The sequence below is a fragment of the Mycobacterium triplex genome, assembly GCF_000689255.1.
In the GTDB taxonomy this organism is placed as follows: domain Bacteria; phylum Actinomycetota; class Actinomycetes; order Mycobacteriales; family Mycobacteriaceae; genus Mycobacterium; species Mycobacterium triplex.
In genome coordinates, this window is the sequence record NZ_HG964446.1 from 2,722,081 (window position 1) to 2,745,015 (window position 22,935).

20 protein-coding genes and 1 pseudogene are annotated in these 22,935 nt (G+C 69.1%); 15 read left to right on the forward strand and 6 right to left on the reverse strand.

The annotated features are described in order from the left end of the window. Positions 1 to 478: 478 nt before the first annotated feature. The 12 genes and pseudogenes from pyrR (at position 479) to metK (ending at position 13,597) form a co-directional block, all read left to right on the forward strand. Positions 479 to 1,051 carry a bifunctional pyr operon transcriptional regulator/uracil phosphoribosyltransferase PyrR gene (pyrR, locus tag BN973_RS12785; RefSeq protein ID WP_036468568.1) on the forward strand — a complete coding sequence of 191 codons (573 nt, stop codon included), beginning with the start codon at positions 479 to 481 and terminating at the stop codon, positions 1,049 to 1,051. A gap of 10 nt (positions 1,052 to 1,061) precedes the next feature. Further along, positions 1,062 to 2,013 (forward strand): annotated as a pseudogene (locus tag BN973_RS12790) (aspartate carbamoyltransferase catalytic subunit). Continuing rightward, on the forward strand, positions 2,010 to 3,302 hold the full coding sequence (locus BN973_RS12795; RefSeq protein WP_036468570.1) for a dihydroorotase: 1,293 nt from the start codon (positions 2,010 to 2,012) through the stop codon (positions 3,300 to 3,302). The pseudogene BN973_RS12790 and the gene BN973_RS12795 overlap by 4 nt, the downstream one beginning before the upstream one ends. Then, the gene (locus tag BN973_RS12800) at positions 3,299 to 3,796 is read left to right on the forward strand and encodes a PH-like domain-containing protein (RefSeq protein WP_036472351.1); all 498 of its coding nucleotides are present in this window, start codon (positions 3,299 to 3,301) and stop codon (positions 3,794 to 3,796) included. Before BN973_RS12795 ends, BN973_RS12800 begins: the two co-directional genes overlap by 4 nt. Continuing rightward, positions 3,793 to 4,914 carry a glutamine-hydrolyzing carbamoyl-phosphate synthase small subunit gene (gene carA, locus BN973_RS12805; RefSeq protein ID WP_036468572.1) on the forward strand — a complete coding sequence of 374 codons (1,122 nt, stop codon included), beginning with the start codon at positions 3,793 to 3,795 and terminating at the stop codon, positions 4,912 to 4,914. The genes BN973_RS12800 and carA overlap by 4 nt, the downstream gene beginning before the upstream one ends. After that, positions 4,914 to 8,267: a carbamoyl-phosphate synthase large subunit gene (gene carB / locus BN973_RS12810; RefSeq protein WP_036468574.1), complete on the forward strand. Its 3,354-nt coding sequence runs from the start codon at positions 4,914 to 4,916 to the stop codon at positions 8,265 to 8,267. The genes carA and carB overlap by 1 nt, the downstream gene beginning before the upstream one ends. Continuing rightward, positions 8,264 to 9,091, forward strand: a complete 828-nt coding sequence (gene pyrF / locus BN973_RS12815; protein WP_036468577.1) for an orotidine-5'-phosphate decarboxylase — start codon at positions 8,264 to 8,266, stop codon at positions 9,089 to 9,091. The genes carB and pyrF overlap by 4 nt, the downstream gene beginning before the upstream one ends. 453 nt (positions 9,092 to 9,544) lie before the next feature. Next, a complete protein-coding gene (gene mihF, locus BN973_RS12820) occupies positions 9,545 to 9,862 on the forward strand; it encodes an integration host factor, actinobacterial type (RefSeq protein WP_003407240.1) in 318 nt (105 codons plus the stop codon). 54 nt (positions 9,863 to 9,916) lie between these two features. Beyond that, entirely contained in the window at positions 9,917 to 10,543 is a 627-nt protein-coding gene (gene gmk / locus BN973_RS12825) for a guanylate kinase (protein WP_036468580.1), read from the forward strand. 88 nt (positions 10,544 to 10,631) lie between these two features. Next, positions 10,632 to 10,955: a DNA-directed RNA polymerase subunit omega gene (gene rpoZ, locus BN973_RS12830; RefSeq protein ID WP_036468582.1), complete on the forward strand. Its 324-nt coding sequence runs from the start codon at positions 10,632 to 10,634 to the stop codon at positions 10,953 to 10,955. Between the two features lie 52 nt (positions 10,956 to 11,007). Then, the gene (gene coaBC, locus BN973_RS12835) at positions 11,008 to 12,258 is read left to right on the forward strand and encodes a bifunctional phosphopantothenoylcysteine decarboxylase/phosphopantothenate--cysteine ligase CoaBC (protein WP_036468583.1); all 1,251 of its coding nucleotides are present in this window, start codon (positions 11,008 to 11,010) and stop codon (positions 12,256 to 12,258) included. A gap of 127 nt (positions 12,259 to 12,385) precedes the next feature. After that, positions 12,386 to 13,597, forward strand: a complete 1,212-nt coding sequence (gene metK, locus BN973_RS12840) for a methionine adenosyltransferase (protein WP_036468584.1) — start codon at positions 12,386 to 12,388, stop codon at positions 13,595 to 13,597. Here metK and BN973_RS12845 read toward each other — a convergent pair. The 5 genes from BN973_RS12845 to BN973_RS12865 form a co-directional block, all read right to left on the reverse strand. Next, positions 13,581 to 14,351 carry an SDR family oxidoreductase gene (locus tag BN973_RS12845; RefSeq protein WP_036468585.1) on the reverse strand — a complete coding sequence of 257 codons (771 nt, stop codon included), beginning with the start codon at positions 14,349 to 14,351 and terminating at the stop codon, positions 13,581 to 13,583. The two genes, metK and BN973_RS12845, sit on opposite strands and share 17 nt — an antisense overlap. A gap of 92 nt (positions 14,352 to 14,443) precedes the next feature. After that, a complete protein-coding gene (locus BN973_RS12850; RefSeq protein WP_036468586.1) occupies positions 14,444 to 15,016 on the reverse strand; it encodes a pyridoxamine 5'-phosphate oxidase family protein in 573 nt (190 codons plus the stop codon). 9 nt (positions 15,017 to 15,025) lie between these two features. After that, positions 15,026 to 16,507, reverse strand: coding sequence for a flavin-containing monooxygenase (locus BN973_RS12855; protein WP_036468587.1), 1,482 nt, complete (start codon positions 16,505 to 16,507; stop codon positions 15,026 to 15,028). A 3-nt stretch (positions 16,508 to 16,510) separates the two neighbouring features. Next, the gene (locus tag BN973_RS12860; protein WP_036468589.1) at positions 16,511 to 17,470 is read right to left on the reverse strand and encodes an alpha/beta hydrolase; all 960 of its coding nucleotides are present in this window, start codon (positions 17,468 to 17,470) and stop codon (positions 16,511 to 16,513) included. 22 nt (positions 17,471 to 17,492) lie between these two features. Beyond that, positions 17,493 to 18,452 (reverse strand): alpha/beta hydrolase, encoded by a 960-nt coding sequence (locus tag BN973_RS12865; protein ID WP_036468591.1) that lies wholly within the window; start codon positions 18,450 to 18,452, stop codon positions 17,493 to 17,495. Here BN973_RS12865 and BN973_RS12870 point away from each other — a divergent pair. The 3 genes from BN973_RS12870 to BN973_RS12880 all read left to right on the forward strand — a co-directional run bounded on the left by BN973_RS12870 (position 18,451) and on the right by BN973_RS12880 (position 22,054). After that, a complete protein-coding gene (locus tag BN973_RS12870) occupies positions 18,451 to 19,194 on the forward strand; it encodes a lysoplasmalogenase (protein WP_036468592.1) in 744 nt (247 codons plus the stop codon). The genes BN973_RS12865 and BN973_RS12870 overlap by 2 nt on opposite strands. A 134-nt stretch (positions 19,195 to 19,328) precedes the next feature. Continuing rightward, positions 19,329 to 21,284, forward strand: coding sequence for a primosomal protein N' (locus BN973_RS12875; protein ID WP_036472352.1), 1,956 nt, complete (start codon positions 19,329 to 19,331; stop codon positions 21,282 to 21,284). A gap of 287 nt (positions 21,285 to 21,571) precedes the next feature. Next, positions 21,572 to 22,054 (forward strand): MarR family transcriptional regulator, encoded by a 483-nt coding sequence (locus BN973_RS12880; protein ID WP_036468593.1) that lies wholly within the window; start codon positions 21,572 to 21,574, stop codon positions 22,052 to 22,054. Positions 22,055 to 22,066: 12 nt separating this feature from the next. On the opposite strand, the gene BN973_RS12885 is transcribed toward BN973_RS12880, so the two are convergent. Beyond that, entirely contained in the window at positions 22,067 to 22,885 is an 819-nt protein-coding gene (locus BN973_RS12885; protein ID WP_036468595.1) for a class I SAM-dependent methyltransferase, read from the reverse strand. Positions 22,886 to 22,935: the final 50 nt, after the last annotated feature.

Sequence of the window (22,935 nt, forward strand, 5' to 3'; positions counted from 1 at the left end):
ATTAGGAAGGAGGGTTTGCAACTTTTAATTCTTGGTGAATTCACGCCGTCGCGTCAATGAAATCGGCCGCTGAATCCGGGAACGCCCCAAACCCCGGTATTAGCAGGTTAATCCGCCCAAAGGCCAGCCCGTGGCCGGTGGCGCGATGCCGCCGGGACGGCCGGTTGGCTCGCTTAAGACACTTGTCAGTCGCCGGCAACCTGGTATTCCGCTGATATTGCCCTAATGCTGCGAATTTTCGCTATTGTACGTAGATTTAACAGACGCGCTATTGGCGGACAGTGCGCGATATTGCGAATATTCGGTGCACCGCGGATAGCCATTTCTGTTTCGGCGGCGTAGCGCGGTCCGCACGGCCGCCCTCGGGAGCCGGGCGCGTCCGGCATCGGCGTGCGAGCCGCGCAATGCTACGCTGCCCGACAGTCGACATCCTTTAACGATCCGTCCGGAGAGGCGGAGAAGGAGGTCAAGGTTTCGCATGAGTGCCGCGGGTGATTCCGCATCCGGCCGCGAATTGATGTCGGCGGCCGACGTCGGCCGAACCATTTCCCGTATCGCGCATCAGATCATCGAAAAGACCGCGCTCGACGGTTCCGACGCGCCACGCGTGGTGCTGTTGGGAATCCCGACCCGGGGGGTGATTCTGGCCGCGCGCCTGGCCGCCAACATCGGTGAATTCTGTGGTGTCGAAGTCGGCCACGGCGCGCTCGACATCACTTTGTACCGTGACGATTTGATGACCAAGCCGCCCCGGCCGCTGGAGGTCACCTCGATCCCGGCCGGCGGCATCGATGACGCGCTGGTGATCCTCGTCGACGACGTGTTGTATTCCGGTCGCTCGGTGCGCTCCGCGCTGGACGCGCTGCGCGACGTGGGCAGGCCGCGGGCCGTGCAGCTGGCCGTGCTGGTCGACCGCGGCCATCGCGAACTGCCGATACGCGCCGACTACGTGGGCAAGAACGTGCCGACCGCACGCAACGAGAGCGTGCACGTCCAGCTGCGCGAGCACGACGATCGCGACGCCGTCGTCATCGGGAGGGACGCCGAATGAGAACAGCCTCATGACCAGACATCTGCTGGCCGCCGGCGACCTGTCCCGCGACGACGCCACCGCGATCCTCGACGATGCCGACCGGTTCGCACAGGCTCTGGTCGGGCGCGAGGTCAAGAAACTCCCCACCCTGCGCGGGCGCACCGTGGTCACGATGTTCTACGAGAACTCCACCCGCACCCGGGTCTCGTTCGAGGTGGCCGGAAAGTGGATGAGCGCCGACGTGATCAACGTCAGCGCGGCCGGATCCTCGGTGAGCAAAGGAGAGTCGCTGCGCGACACCGCATTTGACGCTGCACGCGGCCGGCGCCGACGCGTTGATCATCCGGCACCCGGCCTCGGGTGCCGCGCACCTGCTGGCCGACTGGACGGCTCCCGGCGACGAGGACGGCGGCCCGTCGGTGATCAACGCCGGGGACGGCACCCACGAGCACCCGACGCAGGCGCTGCTGGACGCGCTGACCATGCGCCAGCGGCTCGGCGCCATCGAGGGCCGGCGCGTGGTGATCGTCGGCGACATCCTGCACAGCCGGGTCGCCCGCTCCAACGTGATGCTGCTGGCCACGCTGGGGGCCGAGGTGGTGCTGGTGGCACCGCCGACCCTGCTGCCGGTCGGCGTCGACAGCTGGCCCGCCACCGTCTCCTACGATTTCGACGCCGAGCTGCCCGCCGCCGACGCCGTGCTGATGCTGCGGGTACAGGCCGAGCGGATGAATGGCGGATTCTTCCCGTCGGTGCGCGAATACTCGGTGCGCTACGGCCTTTCGGACCGGCGCCAGGCCATGCTGCCGGGCCACGCGGTGGTGCTGCACCCCGGCCCGATGGTGCGCGGCATGGAGATCGCGTCCTCGGTCGCCGACTCGTCGCAATCCGCGGTGCTGCAACAGGTTTCCAACGGTGTGCACGTGCGGATGGCCGTGCTGTTCCATGTGCTGGTCGGGGCGGAGGACATCGCGGCATGAGCGTGTTGATCCGCGGGGCGCGCCGCTACGGCGAAGGCGACCGGGTGGACGTCCTCGTCGAGGACGGCCAGATCGCCGAAATCGGACCGGGTCTGGCCATCCCGGATACGGCCGACGTCATCGACGCCGCCGGGCACGTGCTGCTGCCCGGGCTCGTCGACCTGCACACCCATCTGCGCGAACCCGGCCGCGAATACGCCGAGGACATCGAAACCGGTTCGGCGGCAGCGGCGTTGGGCGGATACACGGCGGTGTTCGCGATGGCGAACACCAAACCGGTGGCCGACAGCCCGGTGGTCACCGACCACGTCTGGCATCGCGGCCAGCAGGTCGGCCTGGTCGACGTGCATCCCGTCGGCGCCGTCACCGTCGGGCTGGCCGGGACCGAGCTCACCGAGATGGGCATGATGGCCGCCGGCGCCGCGCAGGTGCGGATGTTCTCCGACGACGGCAACTGCGTGCACGACCCGCTGATCATGCGCCGCGCCCTGGAATACGCCACCGGGTTGGGCGTGCTGATCGCCCAGCATGCCGAGGAGCCGCGGCTGACGGTCGGCGCGGTGGCGCACGAAGGACCCACCGCGGCCCGGCTCGGGCTCGCCGGATGGCCCCGGGCCGCCGAGGAATCGATCGTCGCCCGCGACGCGCTGCTGGCCCGCGACGCCCGCGCCCGCGTGCACATCTGCCACGCCTCCACCGCGGGAACCGTCGAGCTTCTCAAATGGGCCAAGGGTCAAGGTATTTCGATCACCGCGGAGGTCACGCCGCATCATCTGCTGCTCGACGACGGCCGCTTGGTCAGCTACGACGGGGTGAATCGGGTCAACCCGCCGCTGCGCGAGGCGGCCGACACGATCGCGTTGCGTCAAGCCCTGGCCGACGGGGTAATCGACTGTGTGGCCACCGACCATGCCCCGCACGCCGAGCACGAGAAATGCTGCGAGTTCTCCGCTGCCCGCCCCGGGATGCTGGGGCTGCAGACCGCGCTGTCGGTGGTGGTGCAGACGATGGTGGCGCCCGGCCTGCTCACCTGGCGCGACGTCGCCCGGGTGATGAGCGAAAACCCGGCGAGCATCGTCGGATTGCCCGATCACGGCCGGCCGCTGGAGGTGGGGGAGCCGGCCAACCTGACCGTGGTGGACCCGGATGCGACCTGGACGGTCACCGGGGCGGACCTGGCCAGCCGCTCGGCCAACACTCCGTACCAGTCGATGACCTTGCCCGCCACCGTGACGGCCACGTTGTTGCGCGGCAAGATCACCGCCCGGGACGGGAAGTGCCCCGCATGAATTCTCCGACACTGGTGGGGTCGCTGGTCTTCGCGGCCGTGCTGGTGGTGCTCATCGCGGTGGTCATCCAGCTGATGATGATCGGCTGGCGCCGGCGCGCACTGCGCCAGGAGGAGCTGATCGGTCACCTGCCTGACATTCCCGACGAGGTGGGCACCGCGACCACCACGCTGCGCGGCGTCTATGTCGGCTCGACGCTGGCCCCGGAATCCAATGAACGGGTCACGGCCGGCGATCTCGGATATCGCAGCAAGGCGGTGCTGAGCCGCTATCCCGAGGGCATCCTGCTGGAACGCATTCGCGCCAACCCGATTTGGATTCCGCAGAGCGCGATTTCGGAGGTCCGCACCGAGCGCTTCGCGGCCGGCAAGATCGCCGCCCGCAACGGGATTTTGGCCATCCGGTGGCGGCTTCCGTCGGGCGTCGAAATCGACACCGGGTTCCGGGCCGGCAATCGCGACGAATACGACGGCTGGCTCGGGGAGGCGGCGTGAGCACGAAAGCCCAACTGGTACTTGAGGACGGCCGCGTCTTCACCGGGAGGCCGTTCGGAAAGATCGGCCAGACCCTCGGCGAGGCAGTCTTCTCCACCGGCATGTCGGGATATCAGGAAACGCTGACCGATCCCAGCTATCACCGCCAGATCGTGGTGGCCACCGCGCCGCAGATCGGCAACACCGGCTGGAACGGCGAGGACGCCGAAAGCCGGGGCGACAAGATCTGGGTCGCCGGCTACGCGGTCCGCGACCCCTCGCCGCGCGCGTCCAATTGGCGTGCCACGTCGACGCTGCAGGACGAGCTGATCCGCCAGCACATCGTCGGGATCGCCGGCATCGACACCCGCGCCGTGGTGCGTCATCTGCGCAGCCGGGGCTCGATGAAGGCCGGGGTGTTCTCCGGCGATGCGCTGGCCGAGCCGGACGAATTGCTGAACCGGGTGCGCGACCAGCAGCCGATGCTGGGCGCCGATCTCGCCGGCGAGGTCAGCACGCCGGGCGGCTATGTCGTGGCACCCGAAGGGTCGCAGCGATTCACCGTCGCCGCCCTGGACCTGGGAATCAAGACCAACACGCCGCGCAACTTCGCCCGGCGCGGCATCCGCAGCCACGTGCTGCCGGCGTCGGCCACCTTCGAACAGATCGCCGACATCAAACCGGACGGGGTGTTCCTGTCCAACGGGCCCGGCGACCCGGCGACGGCGGACCACGTCGTCGCGCTCACCCGCGAGGTGCTGGGCGCCGGAATTCCGTTGTTCGGCATCTGTTTCGGCAATCAGATCCTGGGCCGTGCGCTCGGCTTGTCCACCTACAAGATGGTGTTCGGTCACCGTGGTATCAACATCCCGGTCATGGACCACGCCACCGGCCGGGTCGCGGTGACGGCACAGAATCACGGTTTCGCGCTGGAAGGTGAGGCCGGCCAGCGGTTCGACACGCCGTTCGGCCGGGCGATCGTCAGCCACACCTGCGCCAACGACGGAGTGGTGGAGGGCGTCAAACTGCTTGACGGACAGGCATTTTCGGTGCAATACCATCCGGAGGCCGCCGCCGGCCCGCACGATGCGGAGTATCTGTTCGACGACTTCGTCGACCTGATGGCGGGGGGACGCTGATGCCCCGGCGGACTGATCTCAACCACGTGCTGGTGATCGGCTCCGGGCCGATCGTCATCGGTCAGGCCTGCGAGTTCGACTACTCGGGCACCCAGGCGTGTCGGGTGCTGCGCGCCGAGGGCCTGCAGGTCAGCCTGGTCAACTCCAACCCGGCCACGATCATGACCGACCCGGAGTACGCCGACCACACCTACGTCGAGCCCATTACCGCCGCCTTCGTGGAGAAGGTGATCGCCCAGCAGGCCGCGCGCGGCAACAAGATCGACGCGCTGCTGGCCACCCTCGGTGGGCAGACCGCGCTCAACACCGCGGTCGCCCTGTACGAGAACGGGGCGCTGGAGCGCCACGGCGTCGAGCTGATCGGTGCCGACTTCGACGCCATTCAGCGCGGCGAGGACCGTCAGATGTTCAAGGATATCGTCGCCAAGGTCGGCGGTGAATCCGCGCGCAGCCGTGTGTGTTTCACTTTCGACGAGGTTCGCGAGACGGTCGAGGAGGTCGGGCTTCCGGTCGTCGTGCGGCCCAGCTTCACGATGGGCGGGCTGGGTTCGGGCATCGCGCGCTCCATCGAGGAGCTCGACCGGATGGCCGGTGCCGGGCTGGCCGCCAGCCCCAGCGCCAACGTGCTGATCGAGGAATCGATCTACGGCTGGAAGGAATTCGAGCTCGAGCTGATGCGCGACGGCCACGACAACGTCGTGGTGGTGTGCTCGATCGAGAACGTCGACCCGATGGGGGTGCACACCGGCGACTCGGTCACCGTCGCGCCGGCGATGACGCTGACCGACCGGGAGTACCAGCGGATGCGCGATCTGGGCATCGCGATCCTGCGTGAGGTCGGCGTCGACACCGGTGGCTGCAACATCCAGTTCGCGATCAACCCGACCGACGGCCGGCTGATCGTCATCGAGATGAACCCGCGGGTATCCCGTTCCAGCGCTTTGGCTTCCAAGGCGACCGGGTTTCCGATCGCCAAGATCGCCGCCAAGCTGGCCATCGGCTACACCCTGGACGAGATCGTCAACGACATCACCAGGGAAACGCCGGCCTGCTTCGAGCCCACCCTGGACTACGTCGTGGTCAAGGCGCCGCGGTTCGCGTTCGAGAAATTCCCCGGCGCCGACCCCACCCTGACCACCACGATGAAGTCCGTCGGCGAGGCAATGTCGCTGGGCCGCAACTTCGTCGAGGCGCTGGGCAAGGTGATGCGCTCGCTGGAGACCGATCGGGCCGGCTTCTGGACCGGACCCGATCCCGACGGCGACCTCGATGAGGTGCTGACCCGGCTGCAGACGCCGACCGAAGGCCGGCTGTACGACATCGAGCTGGCGTTGCGGCTGGGCGCGTCGGTGGAGCGGGTCGGCGACGCCAGCGGGGTGGACCCGTGGTTCGTCGCGCAGATCGGCGAGCTGGTGGCGCTGCGCGCCGAACTGGTCGCCGCCCCGGTGCTCGACTCCGAGCTGCTGCGCCGCGCCAAGCACAGCGGGCTGTCCGACCGCCAGATCGCGGCGCTGCGACCGGAATTGGCCGGCGAGGGCGGGGTGCGCTCGCTGCGCGAGCGCCTCGGCATCCACCCGGTGTACAAGACGGTGGACACCTGCGCGGCCGAGTTCGAGGCCAAGACGCCGTATCACTACAGCAGCTACGAACTCGACCCCGCCGCCGAGTCCGAGGTCGCCGCCCAGATCGAACGGCCCAAGGTGCTGATCCTGGGCTCGGGGCCGAACCGGATCGGGCAGGGCATCGAGTTCGACTACAGCTGCGTGCACGCGGCAACCACGTTGAGCCAGGCGGGTTTTGAAACCGTGATGGTCAACTGCAACCCCGAGACGGTGTCCACCGACTACGACACCGCCGACCGGCTCTACTTCGAGCCGCTGACCTTCGAGGACGTGTTGGAGGTGTTCCGGGCCGAAGCGGAGTCGGCCGGCGACGGCCCCGGTGTGGTGGGCGTCATCGTGCAACTCGGCGGTCAGACCCCGCTCGGGCTGGCCCAGCGCCTCGCCGACGCCGGGGTTCCGATCGTGGGCACTCCGCCGGAGGCCATCGACCTGGCCGAGGACCGCGGCGCGTTCGGCGACGTGCTCAGTGCCGCGGGTCTGCCGGCGCCGAAGTACGGCACCGCAACGACTTTCGCGCAGGCGCGCCGGATCGCCGACGAGATCGGCTACCCGGTGCTGGTGCGCCCGTCGTACGTGCTGGGCGGGCGCGGCATGGAGATCGTCTACGACGAGGCGACGCTGAAGAGCTACATCACCCGCGCCACCCAGCTGTCGCCCGAGCACCCGGTGCTGGTCGACCGTTTCCTCGAGGACGCCGTCGAAATCGACGTCGACGCACTGTGCGACGGGGCCGAGGTGTACATCGGCGGCATCATGGAGCACATCGAGGAGGCCGGGATCCACTCCGGCGACTCCGCCTGCGCGCTGCCGCCGGTCACGCTGGGCCGCAGCGACATCGAAAAGGTGCGCAAGGCGACCGAGGCCATCGCGCACGGCATCGGTGTGGTGGGCCTGCTCAACGTGCAGTACGCACTCAAAGACGACGTGCTCTACGTGCTGGAGGCCAACCCGCGGGCCAGCCGCACCGTACCGTTCGTGTCCAAGGCGACCGCCATCCCGCTGGCCAAGGCCTGCGCTCGAATCATGTTGGGCACCACCATCTCCCAGCTCCGCGAGGAGGGCATGCTGGCGGCCTCCGGGGACGGCGCCAACGCGCCGGCGTACGCCCCGATCGCCGTCAAGGAGGCGGTGCTGCCCTTCCATCGCTTCCGCCGCGCCGACGGAGCGGCCATCGATTCCCTGCTGGGGCCGGAGATGAAATCCACCGGCGAGGTGATGGGCATCGACCGCGACTTCGGCAGCGCCTTCGCCAAGAGCCAGACCGCGGCCTACGGATCGCTGCCGGCCGAGGGCACGGTGTTCGTGTCGGTCGCCAACCGCGACAAACGCTCGCTGGTGTTCCCCGTCAAGCGGCTGGCCGACCTGGGCTTCCGGGTGCTGGCGACCGAAGGCACCGCGGAGATGTTGCGCCGCAACGGAATTCCCTGCGACGAGGTGCGCAAGCACTTCGAGCCGCCGCAGCCGGGGCGTCCGGCGATCTCCGCGGTCGAGGCGATCAAGGCGGGCGAGGTCGACATGGTGATCAACACGCCCTACGGGAATTCCGGCCCCCGCATCGACGGCTACGAAATCCGTTCCGTCGCGGTGTCGGCCAACATCCCGTGCGTGACGACCGTGCAGGGCGCGTCGGCCGCCGTGCAGGGCATCGAGGCCGGGATCCGCGGTGATATCGGGGTGCGGTCGCTGCAGGAGCTGCACAGCGTGATCGGACCCGGGAGCAACAACCAATGACCGGGTTTGGCGTCCGGCTGGCCGAGGCCAAGGCGAGTCGCGGGCCGCTGTGCCTGGGCATCGACCCGCACCCCGAGCTGTTGCGGGCGTGGGACCTGCCGACCACCGCCGACGGGGTGGCCAAGTTCTGCGACATCTGCGTGGCGGCGTTTTCCGGCTTCGCGGTGGTCAAGCCCCAGGTGGCGTTCTTCGAGTCCTACGGCTCGGCGGGCTATGCGGTGCTGGAGCGCACGATCGCCGCGCTGCGCGCGGCCGGGGTGCTGGTGCTGGCCGACGCCAAACGCGGGGACATCGGAACGACGATGGCGGCCTACGCCACGGCCTGGGCCGGCGATTCGCCGCTGGCCGCCGACGCCGTGACCGCGTCGCCCTATCTGGGGTTCGGCTCGTTGCGCCCGCTGCTGGAGGCGGCCGCCGCACACGACCGCGGGGTGTTCGTGGTGGCGGCAAGCTCCAACCCGGAGGGTGCGACCGTGCAGCGGGCCACCTTCGACGGCCGCACGGTGTCCCAGCTGGTCATCGACCAGGCGGCGGTGGTCAACCGGTCGTCGAACCCGGATGAGCCGGGCTACGTCGGCGTGGTCGTGGGCGCGACGGTCTTCGAGGCGCCCGACGTCAGCGCGCTGGGCGGACCGGTGCTGGTCCCGGGCGTCGGAGTCCAGGGCGGGCGTCCTGAGGCCCTGGCGGGCCTCGGTGGGGCCGCTCCGGGCCAATTGCTGCCCGCGGTGGCCCGCGAGGTGCTGCGGGCCGGACCGGGCGTCTCGGACCTGCGGGCCGCGGCCGAAAAAATGCTGGACGCCGTCGCCTATCTCGGCGTTCGATAGCGGGCGTTCCGGGGCCCCGGTTAACAGCGTCGGAATCTTTCCCCACCAACTTGCGCCCGGCGACCAGGTGTTTGTCCGCGCCGCGACACGCGCGACACGCCATGGCAAATCGTGAACCCCGCACGGGGTCCTGCGGCTATCAGTCGGCGTCGTTCGCGACGGTCCGTCGGGCGGTCGCCGGCGGGGCGCCGCGCAGGCATAAAGCCGCAGGTAGAAGGCTTACCCGGCGACCGTTTCGCGAGGACGCGACCGCCACCGAAGTGCCGGATCGGGGCGCTGCCAGCGATGCCGAAGCAGGCCGCTGACGGCATCGGTGGGCGCCGCGCAAGCTGGGCATTTAACCTGTTAACCAGGGGGTCGGGTTAGATTTCGTCAGGAAGCGTGAGTACGGTCGTCTCCGCTGGGCCCAAGTACCCGGCAGAGACACGAGATTGATCTAGATACGGAGGAATCGTGGCCCTTCCCCAGTTGACCGACGAGCAGCGCGCGGCCGCGTTGGAGAAGGCGGCTGCCGCACGTCGAGCACGAGCAGAGCTAAAAGACCGTCTCAAGCGCGGTGGCACCAACCTGACCCAGGTGCTCAAGGACGCCGAGAGTGACGAAGTCCTGGGCAAGATGAAGGTGTCTGCGCTGCTTGAGGCGTTGCCGAAGGTGGGCAAGGTCAAGGCGCAGGAAATCATGACCGAGCTGGAGATCGCTCCGACCCGCCGCCTGCGCGGGCTCGGCGACCGTCAGCGCAAGGCCCTGCTGGAAAAGTTCGGCTCCGCCTAACCCGCCGGCGATGCAGGCCGATCGGCCTGTGGGCGCTCCAACCCAGGGGCGCCGGTGAACGTCGACGAGGGACCGGACGCCGAGCACCGCGCACGTCCTGCGCCATCCGGCAAGGGGCGTGTGGTGGTGCTGTCCGGTCCCTCAGCGGTCGGTAAGTCAACAGTGGTCCGGTGTCTGCGCGAGCGGGTACCGGACCTGCATTTCAGTGTCTCGGCCACGACGCGGGCGCCGCGGCCGGGCGAGGTCGACGGCGTCGACTACCACTTCGTCAGTCCCGCCCGCTTTCAGCAACTCATCGACGAGGGCGCCCTGCTGGAGTGGGCCGAAATCCACGGTGGGCTGCAGCGATCGGGCACCCCGGCGGCGCCGGTCCGGGCCGCGACCGGCGCGGGGTTTCCGGTGCTCATCGAGGTGGACCTGGCCGGCGCCAGGGCGATCAAGCGAGCCATGCCGGAGGCCATCACCGTGTTCCTGGCCCCGCCCAGCTGGGCGGATTTGGAGGCCAGGCTGATCGGGCGTGGCACCGAAACGCCGGCGGACATGGCGCGCCGCCTGCAAACCGCCCGCGAGGAACTCGCAGCTCAAGACGACTTCGACCAGGTCGTGGTCAACAGTCAATTGGAGTCTGCGTGCGCCGAATTGGTATCCTTGCTGGTGGGAAACGCGCCTGGTACGGCCTGAGCCGACTCGTCAGGCGCGATTGAGAATCAAAGTTTTCTAGCTGTTGTAACCGCTGTTGAACAGACCAAGCGCCAGGAGAATGTCTTAAGTGAGTATTCCGCAGTCCGACGCGTCGCTGACCGCCGTGGATCAATTCGATCCGTCGTCCGGTGGGCAGCGCGCCTACGACACCCCGTTGGGCATCACCAACCCGCCCATCGACGAACTGCTCGACCGCGTCTCGAGCAAGTACGCGCTGGTGATCTACGCGGCCAAGCGCGCGCGGCAGATCAACGATTACTACAACCAGCTCGGTGAGGGCATCCTCGAGTACGTCGGTCCGCTGGTCGAGCCCGGTTTGCAGGAAAAGCCGCTCTCGATCGCGATGCGCGAGATCCACGCCGACCTGCTCGAGCACACCGAGGGCGAGTAACAGGACGGGGCCGGACGTGGTGAGCCGCTTCAACGAGGAAGGGCCGGCGTAGGTGAATCGCAAGCGGATCGTCGTCGGTGTCTCCGGGGGTATCGCCGCGTACAAGGCATGCACCGTCGTCCGGCAGCTTGCCGAGGCGGGCCATGAGGTCCGCGTCATCCCGACCGAATCCGCGTTGCGCTTCGTCGGCGCCGCCACCTTCGAGGCGCTGTCCGGCCAGCCGGTGCACACCGGCGTCTTCACCGACGTTGCCGAGGTGCCGCACGTCCGGCTCGGCCAGCAGGCCGACCTGGTCGTGGTGGCACCGGCCACCGCCGACCTGTTGGCCCGCGCGGTGCACGGCCGCGCCGACGATCTGCTGACCGCGACGCTGCTCACGGCGCGATGTCCGGTGCTGTTCGCCCCGGCGATGCACACCGAGATGTGGTTACACCCGGCCACCGTCGACAATGTGGCGACTTTGCGCCGTCGGGGCGCTGTCGTGCTGGAACCGGCGTTCGGACGGCTCACCGGCACGGACAGCGGCAAAGGACGGCTGCCCGAGGCCGAAGAGATCACCACCCTGGCGCATCTGCTGCTCGAGCGGGGCGACGCGCTGCCCTACGACCTGGCCGGCCGCAAGCTGCTGGTGACGGCCGGCGGTACCCGCGAGCCGATCGATCCGGTCCGCTTCATCGGCAACCGCAGCTCCGGCAAGCAGGGCTACGCCGTCGCGCGCGTCGCCGCCCAGCGCGGTGCCGAGGTCACGCTGATCGCCGGCCATACCGCCGGGCTCATCGATCCGGCCGGCGTCGAAGTCGTCCATATCAGCTCGGCCGCGCAGCTCGCCGACGCGGTGTCCAAGCACGCTCCGGCCGCCGATGTGCTGGTGATGGCGGCCGCGGTCGCCGACTTCCGGCCCGCGCGCGTTGCCGCCGCGAAGATCAAAAAGGGCCCGAACGACGCCGACGACGCGCCGACGATCGAGTTGGTGCGCAACGACGACGTGCTGGCCGGCGCCGTGCGCGCGCGAGCCCACGGCGAGTTGCCCAACATGCGGGCCATCGTCGGTTTCGCCGCCGAGACCGGTGACGCCAACGGCGACGTGCTGTTCCACGCGCGAGCGAAGTTGCGCCGCAAGGGATGTGACCTGTTGGTGGTCAACGCGGTCGGCGAGGGCAGGGCGTTCGAGGTGGACAGCAACGACGGCTGGCTGCTCGCCTCCGACGGGACCGAGGCCGCGCTGCAGCACGGGTCGAAGACGCTGATGGCCAGTCGCATCGTCGACGCGATTGTCGCTTTTCTGCACGGCGACACCGGATAGCCCGCTCGATGGGCCCGGCGGAAGGTTGCTAGAAAGGTTGCAATCACGACCGGCTTCGCCGGCCGTGCCACGAACACTTAAAATAATTTGTCTAACTAACATTTAGGCAAGGCGGAAGGATGACGCAGTGAGCGAAAAGGGTCGGCTGTTTACCAGTGAGTCGGTGACCGAGGGGCATCCCGACAAGATCTGCGACGCGATCAGCGACTCGGTCCTCGACGCGCTGTTGGCGGAGGATCCCCGCTCACGTGTCGCGGTGGAAACGCTGGTGACCACCGGGCAGGTGCACGTGGTCGGTGAGGTCACGACGACCGCGAAGGAGGCGTTCGCCGACATCACCAACACGGTGCGCGCGCGCATCCTCGACATCGGCTACGACCACTCCGACAAGGGCTTCGACGGGCTGACCTGCGGGGTGAACATCGGCATCGGCGCGCAGTCGCCCGACATCGCCCAGGGCGTCGACACCGCCCACGAGACCCGCGTCGAGGGCGCCGCGGACCCGCTGGACGCGCAGGGCGCCGGCGACCAGGGCCTGATGTTCGGCTACGCGATCAACGACACCCCCGAGCGGATGCCGCTGCCCATCGCGCTGGCCCACCGGCTGTCGCGCAAGCTGACCGAGGTCCGCAAGAACGGCACGCTGGACTACCTGCGCCCGGACGGCAAGACGCAGGTCACCATCGCCTACGAGGACGACGTCCCGGTCCGGCTGGACACCGTGGTGGTCTCCACCCAGCACGCCGACGGCATCGACCTGGAGAAGACGCTGGATCCCGACATCCGCCGGCACGTGCTGGCGACGGTGCTCGAGGAACTTGCCCACGACACCCTGGACTCGTCGGCGACGCGGGTGCTGGTCAACCCGACCGGCAAGTTCGTGCTCGGCGGCCCGATGGGCGACGCGGGCCTGACCGGCCGCAAGATCATCGTCGACACCTACGGCGGCTGGGCGCGCCACGGCGGCGGCGCCTTCTCCGGTAAGGATCCGTCCAAGGTGGACCGGTCGGCGGCGTACGCGATGCGCTGGGTGGCGAAGAACATCGTTGCCGCCGGGCTGGCGGAGCGGGTCGAGGTGCAGGTGGCCTACGCCATCGGCAAGGCCGCCCCGGTCGGGCTGTTCATCGAGACGTTCGGCACCGCGACGGTCGACCCGGTCAAGATCGAGAAGATCGTGCCCGAGGTGTTCGACCTGCGGCCCGGCGCCATCATCCGCGACCTGGACCTACTGCGCCCGATCTACGCGCAGACCGCCGCCTACGGGCACTTCGGCCGCACCGATGTCGAGCTGCCGTGGGAGCAGGAGAACAAGGTCGACGAGCTCAAACGCGCGATCTGATTTCCCAGGACGCCTCATGTTTGGCCTGAGCCCACGCTAGGTGCTCGCCGCCGTCGACGGCGATCATCTGCCCGGTCAGCGACGGCGACTCGATCAGAAAGCGCGCGGTGCGGGCGACGTCGGCCGGCAAGATTCGGCGTCCCAGCGGCAAGCTGGACCAGTGCTCCTCGAATTGCTCCGGGCTCTGGCTGGTATTCGGCAGAACCGGGCCCGGGCCGATGCCGTTGACCCGAATGCGCGGTGCCAGGCCCAGCGCCAGGCTTTGGGTCAGCGTCCACAGCGCGCCCTTGCTGGCGGTGTAGCTGACGGCGTGCGGGGTCAGGTTCCACACCGCCTGGTCGAGCAGGTTGACCACCGCGCCATGCATGTCGTCGGGCAGTAACCGAGCGAATTGTTGGGTCAGCACGAAGGGCGCACGCAGGTTGATCGCCATGTGGCGATCCCAACTCGGGCGCGTCACATCCAGCACGTCATCGCTCTGGTAGATGCTGGCGTTGTTGACCAGCGTGTCGACCGAGCCGAGTCGCGTGATCGCCTCCGGCAGAATGGCTTCGACCGCCGACTCGTCGGCCAGGTCGGCCTGGATCAGTGCCGTGCGCCGACCCAGCGAACCGATCTCCATGGCCAGCGTTTCGGCGTCTACCCAGGAACGATGAAAGTGGATGGCGACGTCGTAGCCGCCCCGAGCCAGCTCGAGCGCAATGGCGCGGCCGATGCGTTTGGCGGCGCCAGTGACCAATGCAGTCTTCGTCATCCGCCTGACATCCCTTAACTCGGGCCGCATCCCGCGACAGTCCAGGTTCCTCTGGCAAACAGATGGTAATGGGTGCGCGGCCGCGGTGCGCGCTAATCGAGGCTGGACGGCAACGGATGGTCGGGGTCCAGTGCCGCCAGTCCGTCGATGCTGTGCAGATTGCGCTTGACGGCGCGCACGTATGTCTCGGCGGTCGCCTTCGCGTGGTAGGTGTCGAGCACCGGCCGTTCGTCGACGAGCTCGTAGTACGGCACCGAGAATCCGCAGGCGTCGGCGATCCGCTCGACGTCGATGACGATCGCGGCCCGGACGCCGGCCTGCCGGTCGCCGAAATGTGCTAGCAGACCCGGGAATTCGGCGTCGTCCGGGCGTACCGTCCGCCCGGTGCCGAACAGCCGCAGGATCCGCGAGTTTCGGGTGAACGAGCAGAACATGATGGTGATCCTGCCGTTGTCGCGCAGGTGCGCGATCGTTTCCACACCGCTGCCGAACAGATCGAGGTAGGCCACCCGGTGATCGTCGAGCACCGCGAAGGTGTCGCGATACCCCTTGGGGGAGAGATTGATTCGGCCGCCTTCGGAAGGGGCGGTGGCGACGAAGAACATGGCCTGGCCGTCGATGAATTCCCGCAGCGACTCGTCGAGTCGCGCATATTCCTTGGCCATGCCTGCAGCCTAGCGGCCGGTGAATCGGTAGTCGTCGAGATCGAAGCGACGGCTGCGCCAGTACGCCTCCATCGTGGTGGCCGGGCGCAGCGGCACGTCACCGTTCTTGTCGAAGTAGTAGCTGTTGGCCAGCTGGCAGCTGTCCTGCCAGAAGATCTGCCGGTGCCGCTTGCGCATCATCTCGTCGAAGTAGCGGCTGTTGGCTGCTTCGGTCACCTCGACCCGCGTGGCGCCGGTGCGCCGGGCCCGTTTCAGGCACCGCACGATGTGGTGGGTCTGCGTCTCGATCAGCGCGAAATACGAAGAGCCGACGTAACCGTAGGGGCCCATCACGCTGAACATGTTCGGGAATCCCGGAACGGACACCCCCTCGTAGGCCTGCAGCCGGTGGGAGTCCCAGAACTCGGTCAGCGTGGTGCCGCCGCTGCCGGTGATCGAAAAGGTCGGCATGTGATCGGCGTCCATCACCTTGAACCCGGTGGCCAGCACCAGCACGTCGACCTCGTGATGCTCGCCGTCGGTGGTGGCCACCGCCTGCGGCGTGATCTTGTCGATCGGCTCGGTGACCAGCCGCACGTTGTCGCGATTGAACGTGGCCAGGTACCCGTTGTGAAAGCCGGGGCGCTTGCATCCCACCGCGTATTGCGGGGTGAGCTGCTCGCGCACCGCCGGGTCGTCGACCTGCTGACGCAGATAGCGGCGGCCGGCGTCGCCCATCCGCCCGGCCAGTGGAACCAGCGTGAAGTACTGCGCGGCGATCGTGAAGGTCAGCTCGACGAACGCCTGGCTGAGCAGCCGCTGGGCGAATTTGCCTCCGGGAATCCGCATCGCCGCGCGCAGCGGCGCGGGCAGCGGGACGTCGAACTTGGGGAAGCACCAGATCGGGGTGCGCTGAAACACGGTGAGCCGGCTGACAATTGGCGCGATCTCCGGGATGACCTGCACGGCCGAGGCGCCGGTGCCGATGATCGCGACGCGCTTGCCGGTCAGGTCCTGGTCGTGATCCCAGCGCGCGGTGTGCATGGTCAGCCCGTCGAAGGAATCCACGCCGTCGATGTCGGGCAGGTTCGGCACCGTCAGCACGCCAGTGGCACTGATCAGGAACCTGGCCGTGAGCTCCCCGCCCGGATCGGTCTGGACGCGCCACAGCGCACGCTCGTCGTCGAACTCGGCGGACAGGACCTTGGTGTTCAACCGGATCCGCGACCGGATGCCGTATTTGTCGACGCAGTGTTCGGCGTAGGCCTTCAGCTCGCGGCCCGGCGCGTAGGTGCGCGACCATTTCCGGCTCTGCTCGAAGGAGAACTGATAGGAGAACGACGGGATATCCACGGCGATACCGGGATAGGTGTTCCAGTGCCAGGTGCCGCCGACGCCGTTGCCGGCCTCGACCACCAGGTAGTCGGACAGGCCGGCCTTGTCCAGCTTGATCGCGGCGCCGATCCCGGAGAATCCGGCTCCGACGATCACGGTCTGATGGTCGGGCTGCATCTGCTAGGGGTACAGCGCCTTCCGCAGCGCCGTCAAGCCGCGGTCGGCGGCCGCCGCGGCCGCGGGGATCACCGGGGCGAAGTTGACAAAGCCGTGCACCAGCGTCGGCTCGTTGCTCAGCTCGGCGGGAACGCCCGCGGCGTTGAGCAGCTCGGCGTAGCGCGCCCCGTCGTCGCGCAGCGGGTCGTGCTCGGCGGTCCCGATGAAGGCCGGCGGCAAACCCGACAAATCGGCGTTGGCCGGTGCGAGCGTGACGGGCAGCACCGTGGGGTCGGCGACGTCGACGTCGGGGATGTACCAGGCCAGGAAGGCCTCGATCGTTTCGCGGTCCAGGATCGGGGCGAAGGCGTTCTCGGTGTGCGACGGCAGCGAAAGATCGGCGGTCACCACCGGGTACCAGAGCAGCTGGAACACCAGCTGCGGCCCGGCGTTGTCGCGGGCCAGCACCGCCATCACGGCGGCCAGGTTGGCGCCCGCGGAATCCCCGGCCACCGCGATGCGGCTCGGGTCGCCGCCGAGGTCGGCGGCGTGGGCGCCGACCCACCGCAGCGCGGCCCACGCGTCGTCGACCCCGGCGGGGTACGGGTGCTCCGGCGCCAGCCGGTAACCCACCGACACCACGATGGCCTCGGCGCCGACCGCGTGCGCGCGGGCGACGTGGTCGTGGGTGTCCAGGTCGCCCAGACAAAAGCCGCCGCCGTGGAAGAACACGACGACGGGTGAGATCTCGGCCGGGGTGGGCGGCCAGTAGATCCGAACCGGAATGTCGACGAGGTCGCCATGACCGATCGTCCGGTCTTCGATCCGCAGGTCCGGCAACAATTCCGGGGGGACCTTGAGCATTTTGAGCCGCTCGCGGGCAGGCGCGACCCCGTCGTCGGCGTTGAACCCCTGCGGGAACAGATCGAGCAACGCCTTGAGCGTCGGGTCGATCTCGGGACGGGCGCCGGCGGGCTCAATCATTCGTCCACCGTACGCCTGTTGTTCACCTGTACAGCGCATCCCGTAACGCGGCGAGCCCCCGCTCCGACCCGGCCGTGGCGGCGGGAACCACGCCCGCATAGCCGAGGTAGCCGTGCACCATCGTCTCGGCATTGTGCACCTCGGCGGGCACGCCCGCGGCGGCCAGCAGCTTGCCGTAGCTGATGCCGTCGTCGCGCAGCGGGTCGTAGCCGGCGACGCCGATGTAGGCCGGCGGCAGGCCGGCCAGGTTCGTCGCCCGCCCCGGCGCCATGCGGACCGGCGGGTTGGACAAGTCGACATCGCCTGCGTACCAACGGGAGAACTGCGCGATGGCCCGGGTGTCGAGAATCGGCGCGCTGGTGTTCTCGGCGAACGACGGCAGCGATTGGTCCCACAGCACCGACGGATACCACAACAGCTGGAACACGATCGGCGGTCCGCCCTCGTCGCGGCTCTGCTGAGCGACCACCGCCGCGATGTTGCCGCCCGCCGAATCCCCGGCGACGGCCAGCCGGGCGGTGTCCGCGCCGAGCTCCGCGCCGTGCTCGGCCACCCACAGCGTTGCGGCCCAAGCGTCTTCGACGGCAGCGGGATACGGATGCTCGGGCGCCAACCGGTAGTCGACGGACACCACGATCGCGTCGGCGCCCACCGCGTGCTGACGGGCGGTGCCGTCGTGAGTGTCCAGGTCGCCGATCACGAAGCCGCCGCCGTGGAAGTAGACGACGACGGGCAGCGTGGCGTCGCCGGAATCGGTTGGCGGCCAATAGATCCTGATGGCGATGGCACCGGCGGGGCCTTCGATGGTGCGATCCTCGACGCGCAGCTCGGGGTGCACCGCCCGGCGTGGCAGATCGCGGAACCGCTGGCGCGCAGCATCGATGCCGTCGTCGGTGGATAGCCGGAACGGAACCGCGTCGAGTACCTTCAGCAAGATGGGGTCGATAGGAGGTTTCTCGTCGGCTTTGTCGAAGCTGGGCATGGAGGTACCGTACGCACCCCGCGTGCTGGCCGGCTGCTGGGTGGCAGCCTGCTGGGCGGGTATCGGCTACGGCGTGTTCTTGACCGTCGTCGCGGTGCAATCCCCGCCGGGCACCGAGCTCACCGGGCACTGGCTGTTGCAGCCGCCGTTCAAGGCGTTGATGGCCTTGCTGTTGACCGTTGCCGCGTGCGCGCATCCAATCGTCAGCGAGCGGCGCTGGCTGATGCCCGCGATGCTGCTGTCGGCCACCGGCGACTGGCTGCTGGCGATCCCGTGGTGGACCATGTCGTTCGTCTTGGGGCTGGCGGCATTTCTGTGCGCGCACCTGTGCATCATCGGCGCGCTGGCGCCGTTGGTGGTCAAGGAGTCGCTGTCGCGAGTTCGCATCGCGGTCATGGCGGGGCTGTGCGTGGCGGCAATCGCCTTGCTGGTGTGGTTCTGGCCGCACCTGGGTGCTGAGAACCTGACGCTCCCGGTGACGGTGTATGTCATCGTGCTGACCGCGATGGCGTGCACGGCGATTGCGGCGCGGCTGCCGACGATCTGGGTGCCGGTGGGGGCGGTGTGCTTCATGGCCTCGGACGCGATGATCGCGATCAGCCGTTTCATCCTGGGCCACGAGGCGCTGGCGGTGCCGATCTGGTGGCTCTACTCCGCGGCGCTGATCCTGATCACGGCGGGGTTCTTCTTCGGTCGAGACGAGGCCGCCGCTGACAATGACCGCGAGCCTGCCGAAGGCTGACTGTCGGTGGTGACCGCTACGCTGTGGCCACGGATGGTAATCATGTTGACTGGCAACATCTTTGGTGACTCGAGGGTGCGGTGAGCGGCGCGGGCACACCCGTCGAGGTCGAACCGATCGCCCGGGTGCTGCCGATGTTGTCGGTGCCGCACCTGGACCGCGAGTTCGACTATCTGGTGTCGGCCGAGCAATCCGACGACGCGCAGCCCGGCGTGCGGGTGCGGGTCCGGTTCCACGGCCGGCTGGTCGACGGGTTCGTGCTGGAGCGGCGCAACGACACCGACCACCTCGGCAAGCTGGGCTGGCTGGACCGCGTGGTGTCCGCCGAACCGGTGCTCACCCCGGAAATCCGCCGGCTCGTCGACGCCGTCGCGGCGCGTTACGCCGGAACCCGCGCGGACGTGTTGCGGCTGGCCATCCCGGCCCGGCACGCCAGGGTGGAGCGGGAATCCACCGCGACCGGGCCGCCGCCGGAGGTGGCGCCCATCGACCCGTCCGGCTGGGAGGGGTACGGCCGCGGCGACCAATTCCTGACCGCATTGGCCGAGTCGCGGGCCGCGCGTGCCGTCTGGCAGGCGCTGCCGGGGGAGCAGTGGGCGGACCGGTTCGCCGAGGCCGCGGCGCAGACCGTGCGCGCCGGGCGTTCGGCCCTGGCGATCGTGCCCGACCAGCGGGACCTGGACGCGCTGTGGGCGGCCGCGACCGTCCGGATCGACGAGGGCAGCGTGGTCGCCTTGTCGGCGGGCCTGGGACCGGCCGCGCGCTACCGGCGCTGGCTGGCGGCGCTGCGGGGCCAGGCGCGGCTGGTGATCGGTACGCGCAGTGCGGTTTTCGCGCCGCTGGCCGACCTGGGGCTGGTCCTGGTCTGGTCCGACGCCGACGACAGCCTGGCCGAGCCGCGGGCGCCCTACCCGCATGCCCGGGAGGTGGCGATGCTGCGCGCGCATCAGGCCCGGTGCGCCGCGCTGATCGGCGGCTACGCCCGCACCGCCGAGGCCCACGCCCTGGTGCGCAGCGGCTGGGCGCACGACATCGTCGCGACGCGGCCCGTGGTGCGGGCCCGCACGCCCCGGGTGGTCGCCCTCGACGACACCGGCTACGCCGACGAACGCGACCCGGCGGCGCGCTCGGCGCGGATTCCGTCCATCGCGCTGCGCGCCGCCCGCTCCTCGCTCGAGGCGGGGGCGCCGGTGCTGGTGCAGGTGCCGCGCCGCGGTTATGTGCCGTCGCTGGCCTGCGGGCGTTGCCGCGCCATCGCCCGGTGCCGGCATTGCACGGGGCCCCTCTCACTAACCGAGTCGCCGCGGGAGCGGGGCCCCGGGGCGGTGTGCGGGTGGTGCGGACGTGCCGAGCCCGCGTTGCGGTGTGCGCGGTGTGGGTCGGATGCGGTACGCGCGGTGGTGGTCGGGGCCCGGCGCACCGCCGAGGAGCTGGGCCGCGCCTTCGCCGGCACCCAGGTCATCACCTCGGCGGGCGATGCGATCGTGGCCGAGGTCGCCGCACACCCGGCCCTGGTGGTGGCCACGCCGGGCGCCGAACCCCGCGCGGCGGGCGGCTACGGCGCGGCGCTGCTGCTGGACACCTGGGCACTATTGGGCCGTCAGGATTTGCGCGCCGCCGAGGACGCGCTGTGGCGCTGGATGAGCGCCGCGGCGCTGGTGCGGCCCCGCGGCGACGGCGGCGTGGTGACGGTGATCGCCGAATCATCCATTCCCACCGTGCAATCGCTGATCCGATGGGATCCGGTGGGCCATGCGGACGCCGACCTGACGGCACGCGCCGAGGTCGGGTTGCCGCCGAGTGTGCACATGGCGGCCATCGACGGCAGCACCGAAGCGGTGACGGCATTGCTCGACGAGGCGGCCCTGCCCGACGGTGCCGAGCAGCTCGGCCCGGTCGGCCTGCCGCCGGGCGTGCGTCGGCCGCCGGGCACCCCGGCGGGCGTGCCGGTGATCCGGATGCTGGTGCGGGTCCGTCGCGAGCAGGGCCTGGAGTTGGCGGCGAGCCTGCGACGCGGCGTCGGAGTGCTCAGCGCCCGGCAAACCCACGAACCCGCCCGGGTGCAGATCGACCCCCCGCAAATTGGCTAGATCGGGACCAGCGGGCGCAATCTCCTCGCGCGCGACCGGTGACCCGTGCTGCTATCATGCCTCTGAACTGTTGCGATGCTCCCAGTCGATGCGGCTGGACCCGCCGCACATCGGCCAGCCGCCGCGTTGCACCGACCGGGCAGCAATTTTCCAATCGGCTGCGCAGATCGCCTACCGCAGCGATAGTATGCATGAGCAATAGTGCCTTTCTACGACATTCGTAGGCCGTGCACTGCCAGTGCTTTAGCCCGCGGCGGCCCGGAACGGGCCCTGGAAAGGGGGCCGGGATGTCCACGGACAACATGATGGAGGCCGGCGAGTCGCTCGATGCCATCACCGACGCGTTGCTCACCGCGTCGCGGTTGCTGGTCAGCCTGTCGGCCCGGTCGATCGGGCAGGTCGACGAGAACATCACCATGGCGCAGTTTCGCACCCTGGTGATCCTGTCCAACCGGGGACCGGTCAACCTGGCCACGCTGGCCAGCCTGCTGGGCGTGCAACCGTCGGCCACCGGACGCATGGTCGACCGGCTCGTCGCCGCCGGGCTGATCGATCGGCTGCCGCACCCGACGTCCCGGCGTGAGCTGATCGCCGCCCTGACCAAGCGTGGCAGTGAGGTGGTGCGACGCGTCACCTCCTACCGGCGAGCGGAGATCGCCGCCATCGTGGAAAAGATGCCGGTGGCGGAGCGCCACGGCCTGGTGCGGGCGCTGACCGCCTTCACCGTGGCCGGCGGAGAGCCCGACGCCAACCTGGACATCGAGCTCTGACCGGCCGGGGCCTCAGCGCTTTTCCCCGGTGAACAGTAGGTATTCCCAGCGCATGGTGCCGTCGGTCAGATACTCCGCGGCGAGTTCGACGAGTTGCGCGTCGAGTTCGGCGGCCAGCACCCGGTCGTGGCCGATGTTCGCGTAGGCCTCGATGGTCGGGCCGTAGTGATTCTTGAAGTAGTCGTGAACCGCTGTGGCACAGTCGAATCGGTTGACGTCCAACATGCCCCGCACCGCGGTCACCCGACCGATCCGCTCGCCCAGCAGCCCGGCGAGGTAGCGTTCGCGTCCCCACAGCGCCGCCGGTGGCACGGCCGGTGAGAGGCTCGGGCGGTAGGGCCGGATGGCGGCCAGCATGCGGCCGAAGAAACCTTCCGGGGTCCAGCTGATCAGGCCGATCGTGCCGCCGGGCCGGCAGACGCGCACCAGCTCACCGGCCGCGAGCCGATGGTTCGGCGCGAACTGCACGCCGATCGCCGACATCACCACGTCGAACTCGCCGTCGCCGAACGGCAGCGCATGCGCATTGGCCTCCCGGTACTCCAGCGTGAGCCCCTGCGCCGCCGCCCGCGCCCGGGACCGTTGCAGCAGTTCCGGCGTGAGGTCGGTGGACACCACGGCGGCACCCGTCCCGGCGGCGGGAAGCGAGATATTGCCCGAGCCGGCGGCGACATCGAGGACTCGGACACCGGGCCCAATACCGGTGGCGGACACCAGGATCGGGCCCAATGGCGCCATCACTTCCTCGGCCATCAGCGGGTAATCGCCGAGGGCCCACATGGCGCGGTGGGTCGCCGCAAGGTATTCGGGGACGGTCACGTCGAGAGTCATCAGTCCTCCTGGGGAGTGGGAAAGAGCTGCGCACCCGACTTCGTTGTCGC

Excerpts from the sequence above, each read along its gene's own strand:
- BN973_RS12865 (WP_036468591.1), bottom strand. The coding sequence starts at position 18,452 with ATGCCCAGCTTCGACAAAGCCGACGAGAAACCTCCTATCGACCCCATC.
- BN973_RS12850 (WP_036468586.1), bottom strand. The coding sequence starts at position 15,016 with ATGGCCAAGGAATATGCGCGACTCGACGAGTCGCTGCGGGAATTCATC.
- BN973_RS12860 (WP_036468589.1), bottom strand. The coding sequence starts at position 17,470 with ATGATTGAGCCCGCCGGCGCCCGTCCCGAGATCGACCCGACGCTCAAG.
- BN973_RS12870 (WP_036468592.1), top strand. The coding sequence starts at position 18,451 with ATGGAGGTACCGTACGCACCCCGCGTGCTGGCCGGCTGCTGGGTGGCA.
- BN973_RS12880 (WP_036468593.1), top strand. The coding sequence starts at position 21,572 with ATGTCCACGGACAACATGATGGAGGCCGGCGAGTCGCTCGATGCCATC.
- pyrR (WP_036468568.1), top strand. The coding sequence starts at position 479 with ATGAGTGCCGCGGGTGATTCCGCATCCGGCCGCGAATTGATGTCGGCG.
- BN973_RS12845 (WP_036468585.1), bottom strand. The coding sequence starts at position 14,351 with ATGACGAAGACTGCATTGGTCACTGGCGCCGCCAAACGCATCGGCCGC.
- BN973_RS12875 (WP_036472352.1), top strand. The coding sequence starts at position 19,329 with ATGTTGTCGGTGCCGCACCTGGACCGCGAGTTCGACTATCTGGTGTCG.
- BN973_RS12800 (WP_036472351.1), top strand. The coding sequence starts at position 3,299 with ATGAATTCTCCGACACTGGTGGGGTCGCTGGTCTTCGCGGCCGTGCTG.
- BN973_RS12855 (WP_036468587.1), bottom strand. The coding sequence starts at position 16,507 with ATGCAGCCCGACCATCAGACCGTGATCGTCGGAGCCGGATTCTCCGGG.
- BN973_RS12795 (WP_036468570.1), top strand. The coding sequence starts at position 2,010 with ATGAGCGTGTTGATCCGCGGGGCGCGCCGCTACGGCGAAGGCGACCGG.
- carB (WP_036468574.1), top strand. The coding sequence starts at position 4,914 with ATGCCCCGGCGGACTGATCTCAACCACGTGCTGGTGATCGGCTCCGGG.
- BN973_RS12885 (WP_036468595.1), bottom strand. The coding sequence starts at position 22,885 with ATGACTCTCGACGTGACCGTCCCCGAATACCTTGCGGCGACCCACCGC.
- pyrF (WP_036468577.1), top strand. The coding sequence starts at position 8,264 with ATGACCGGGTTTGGCGTCCGGCTGGCCGAGGCCAAGGCGAGTCGCGGG.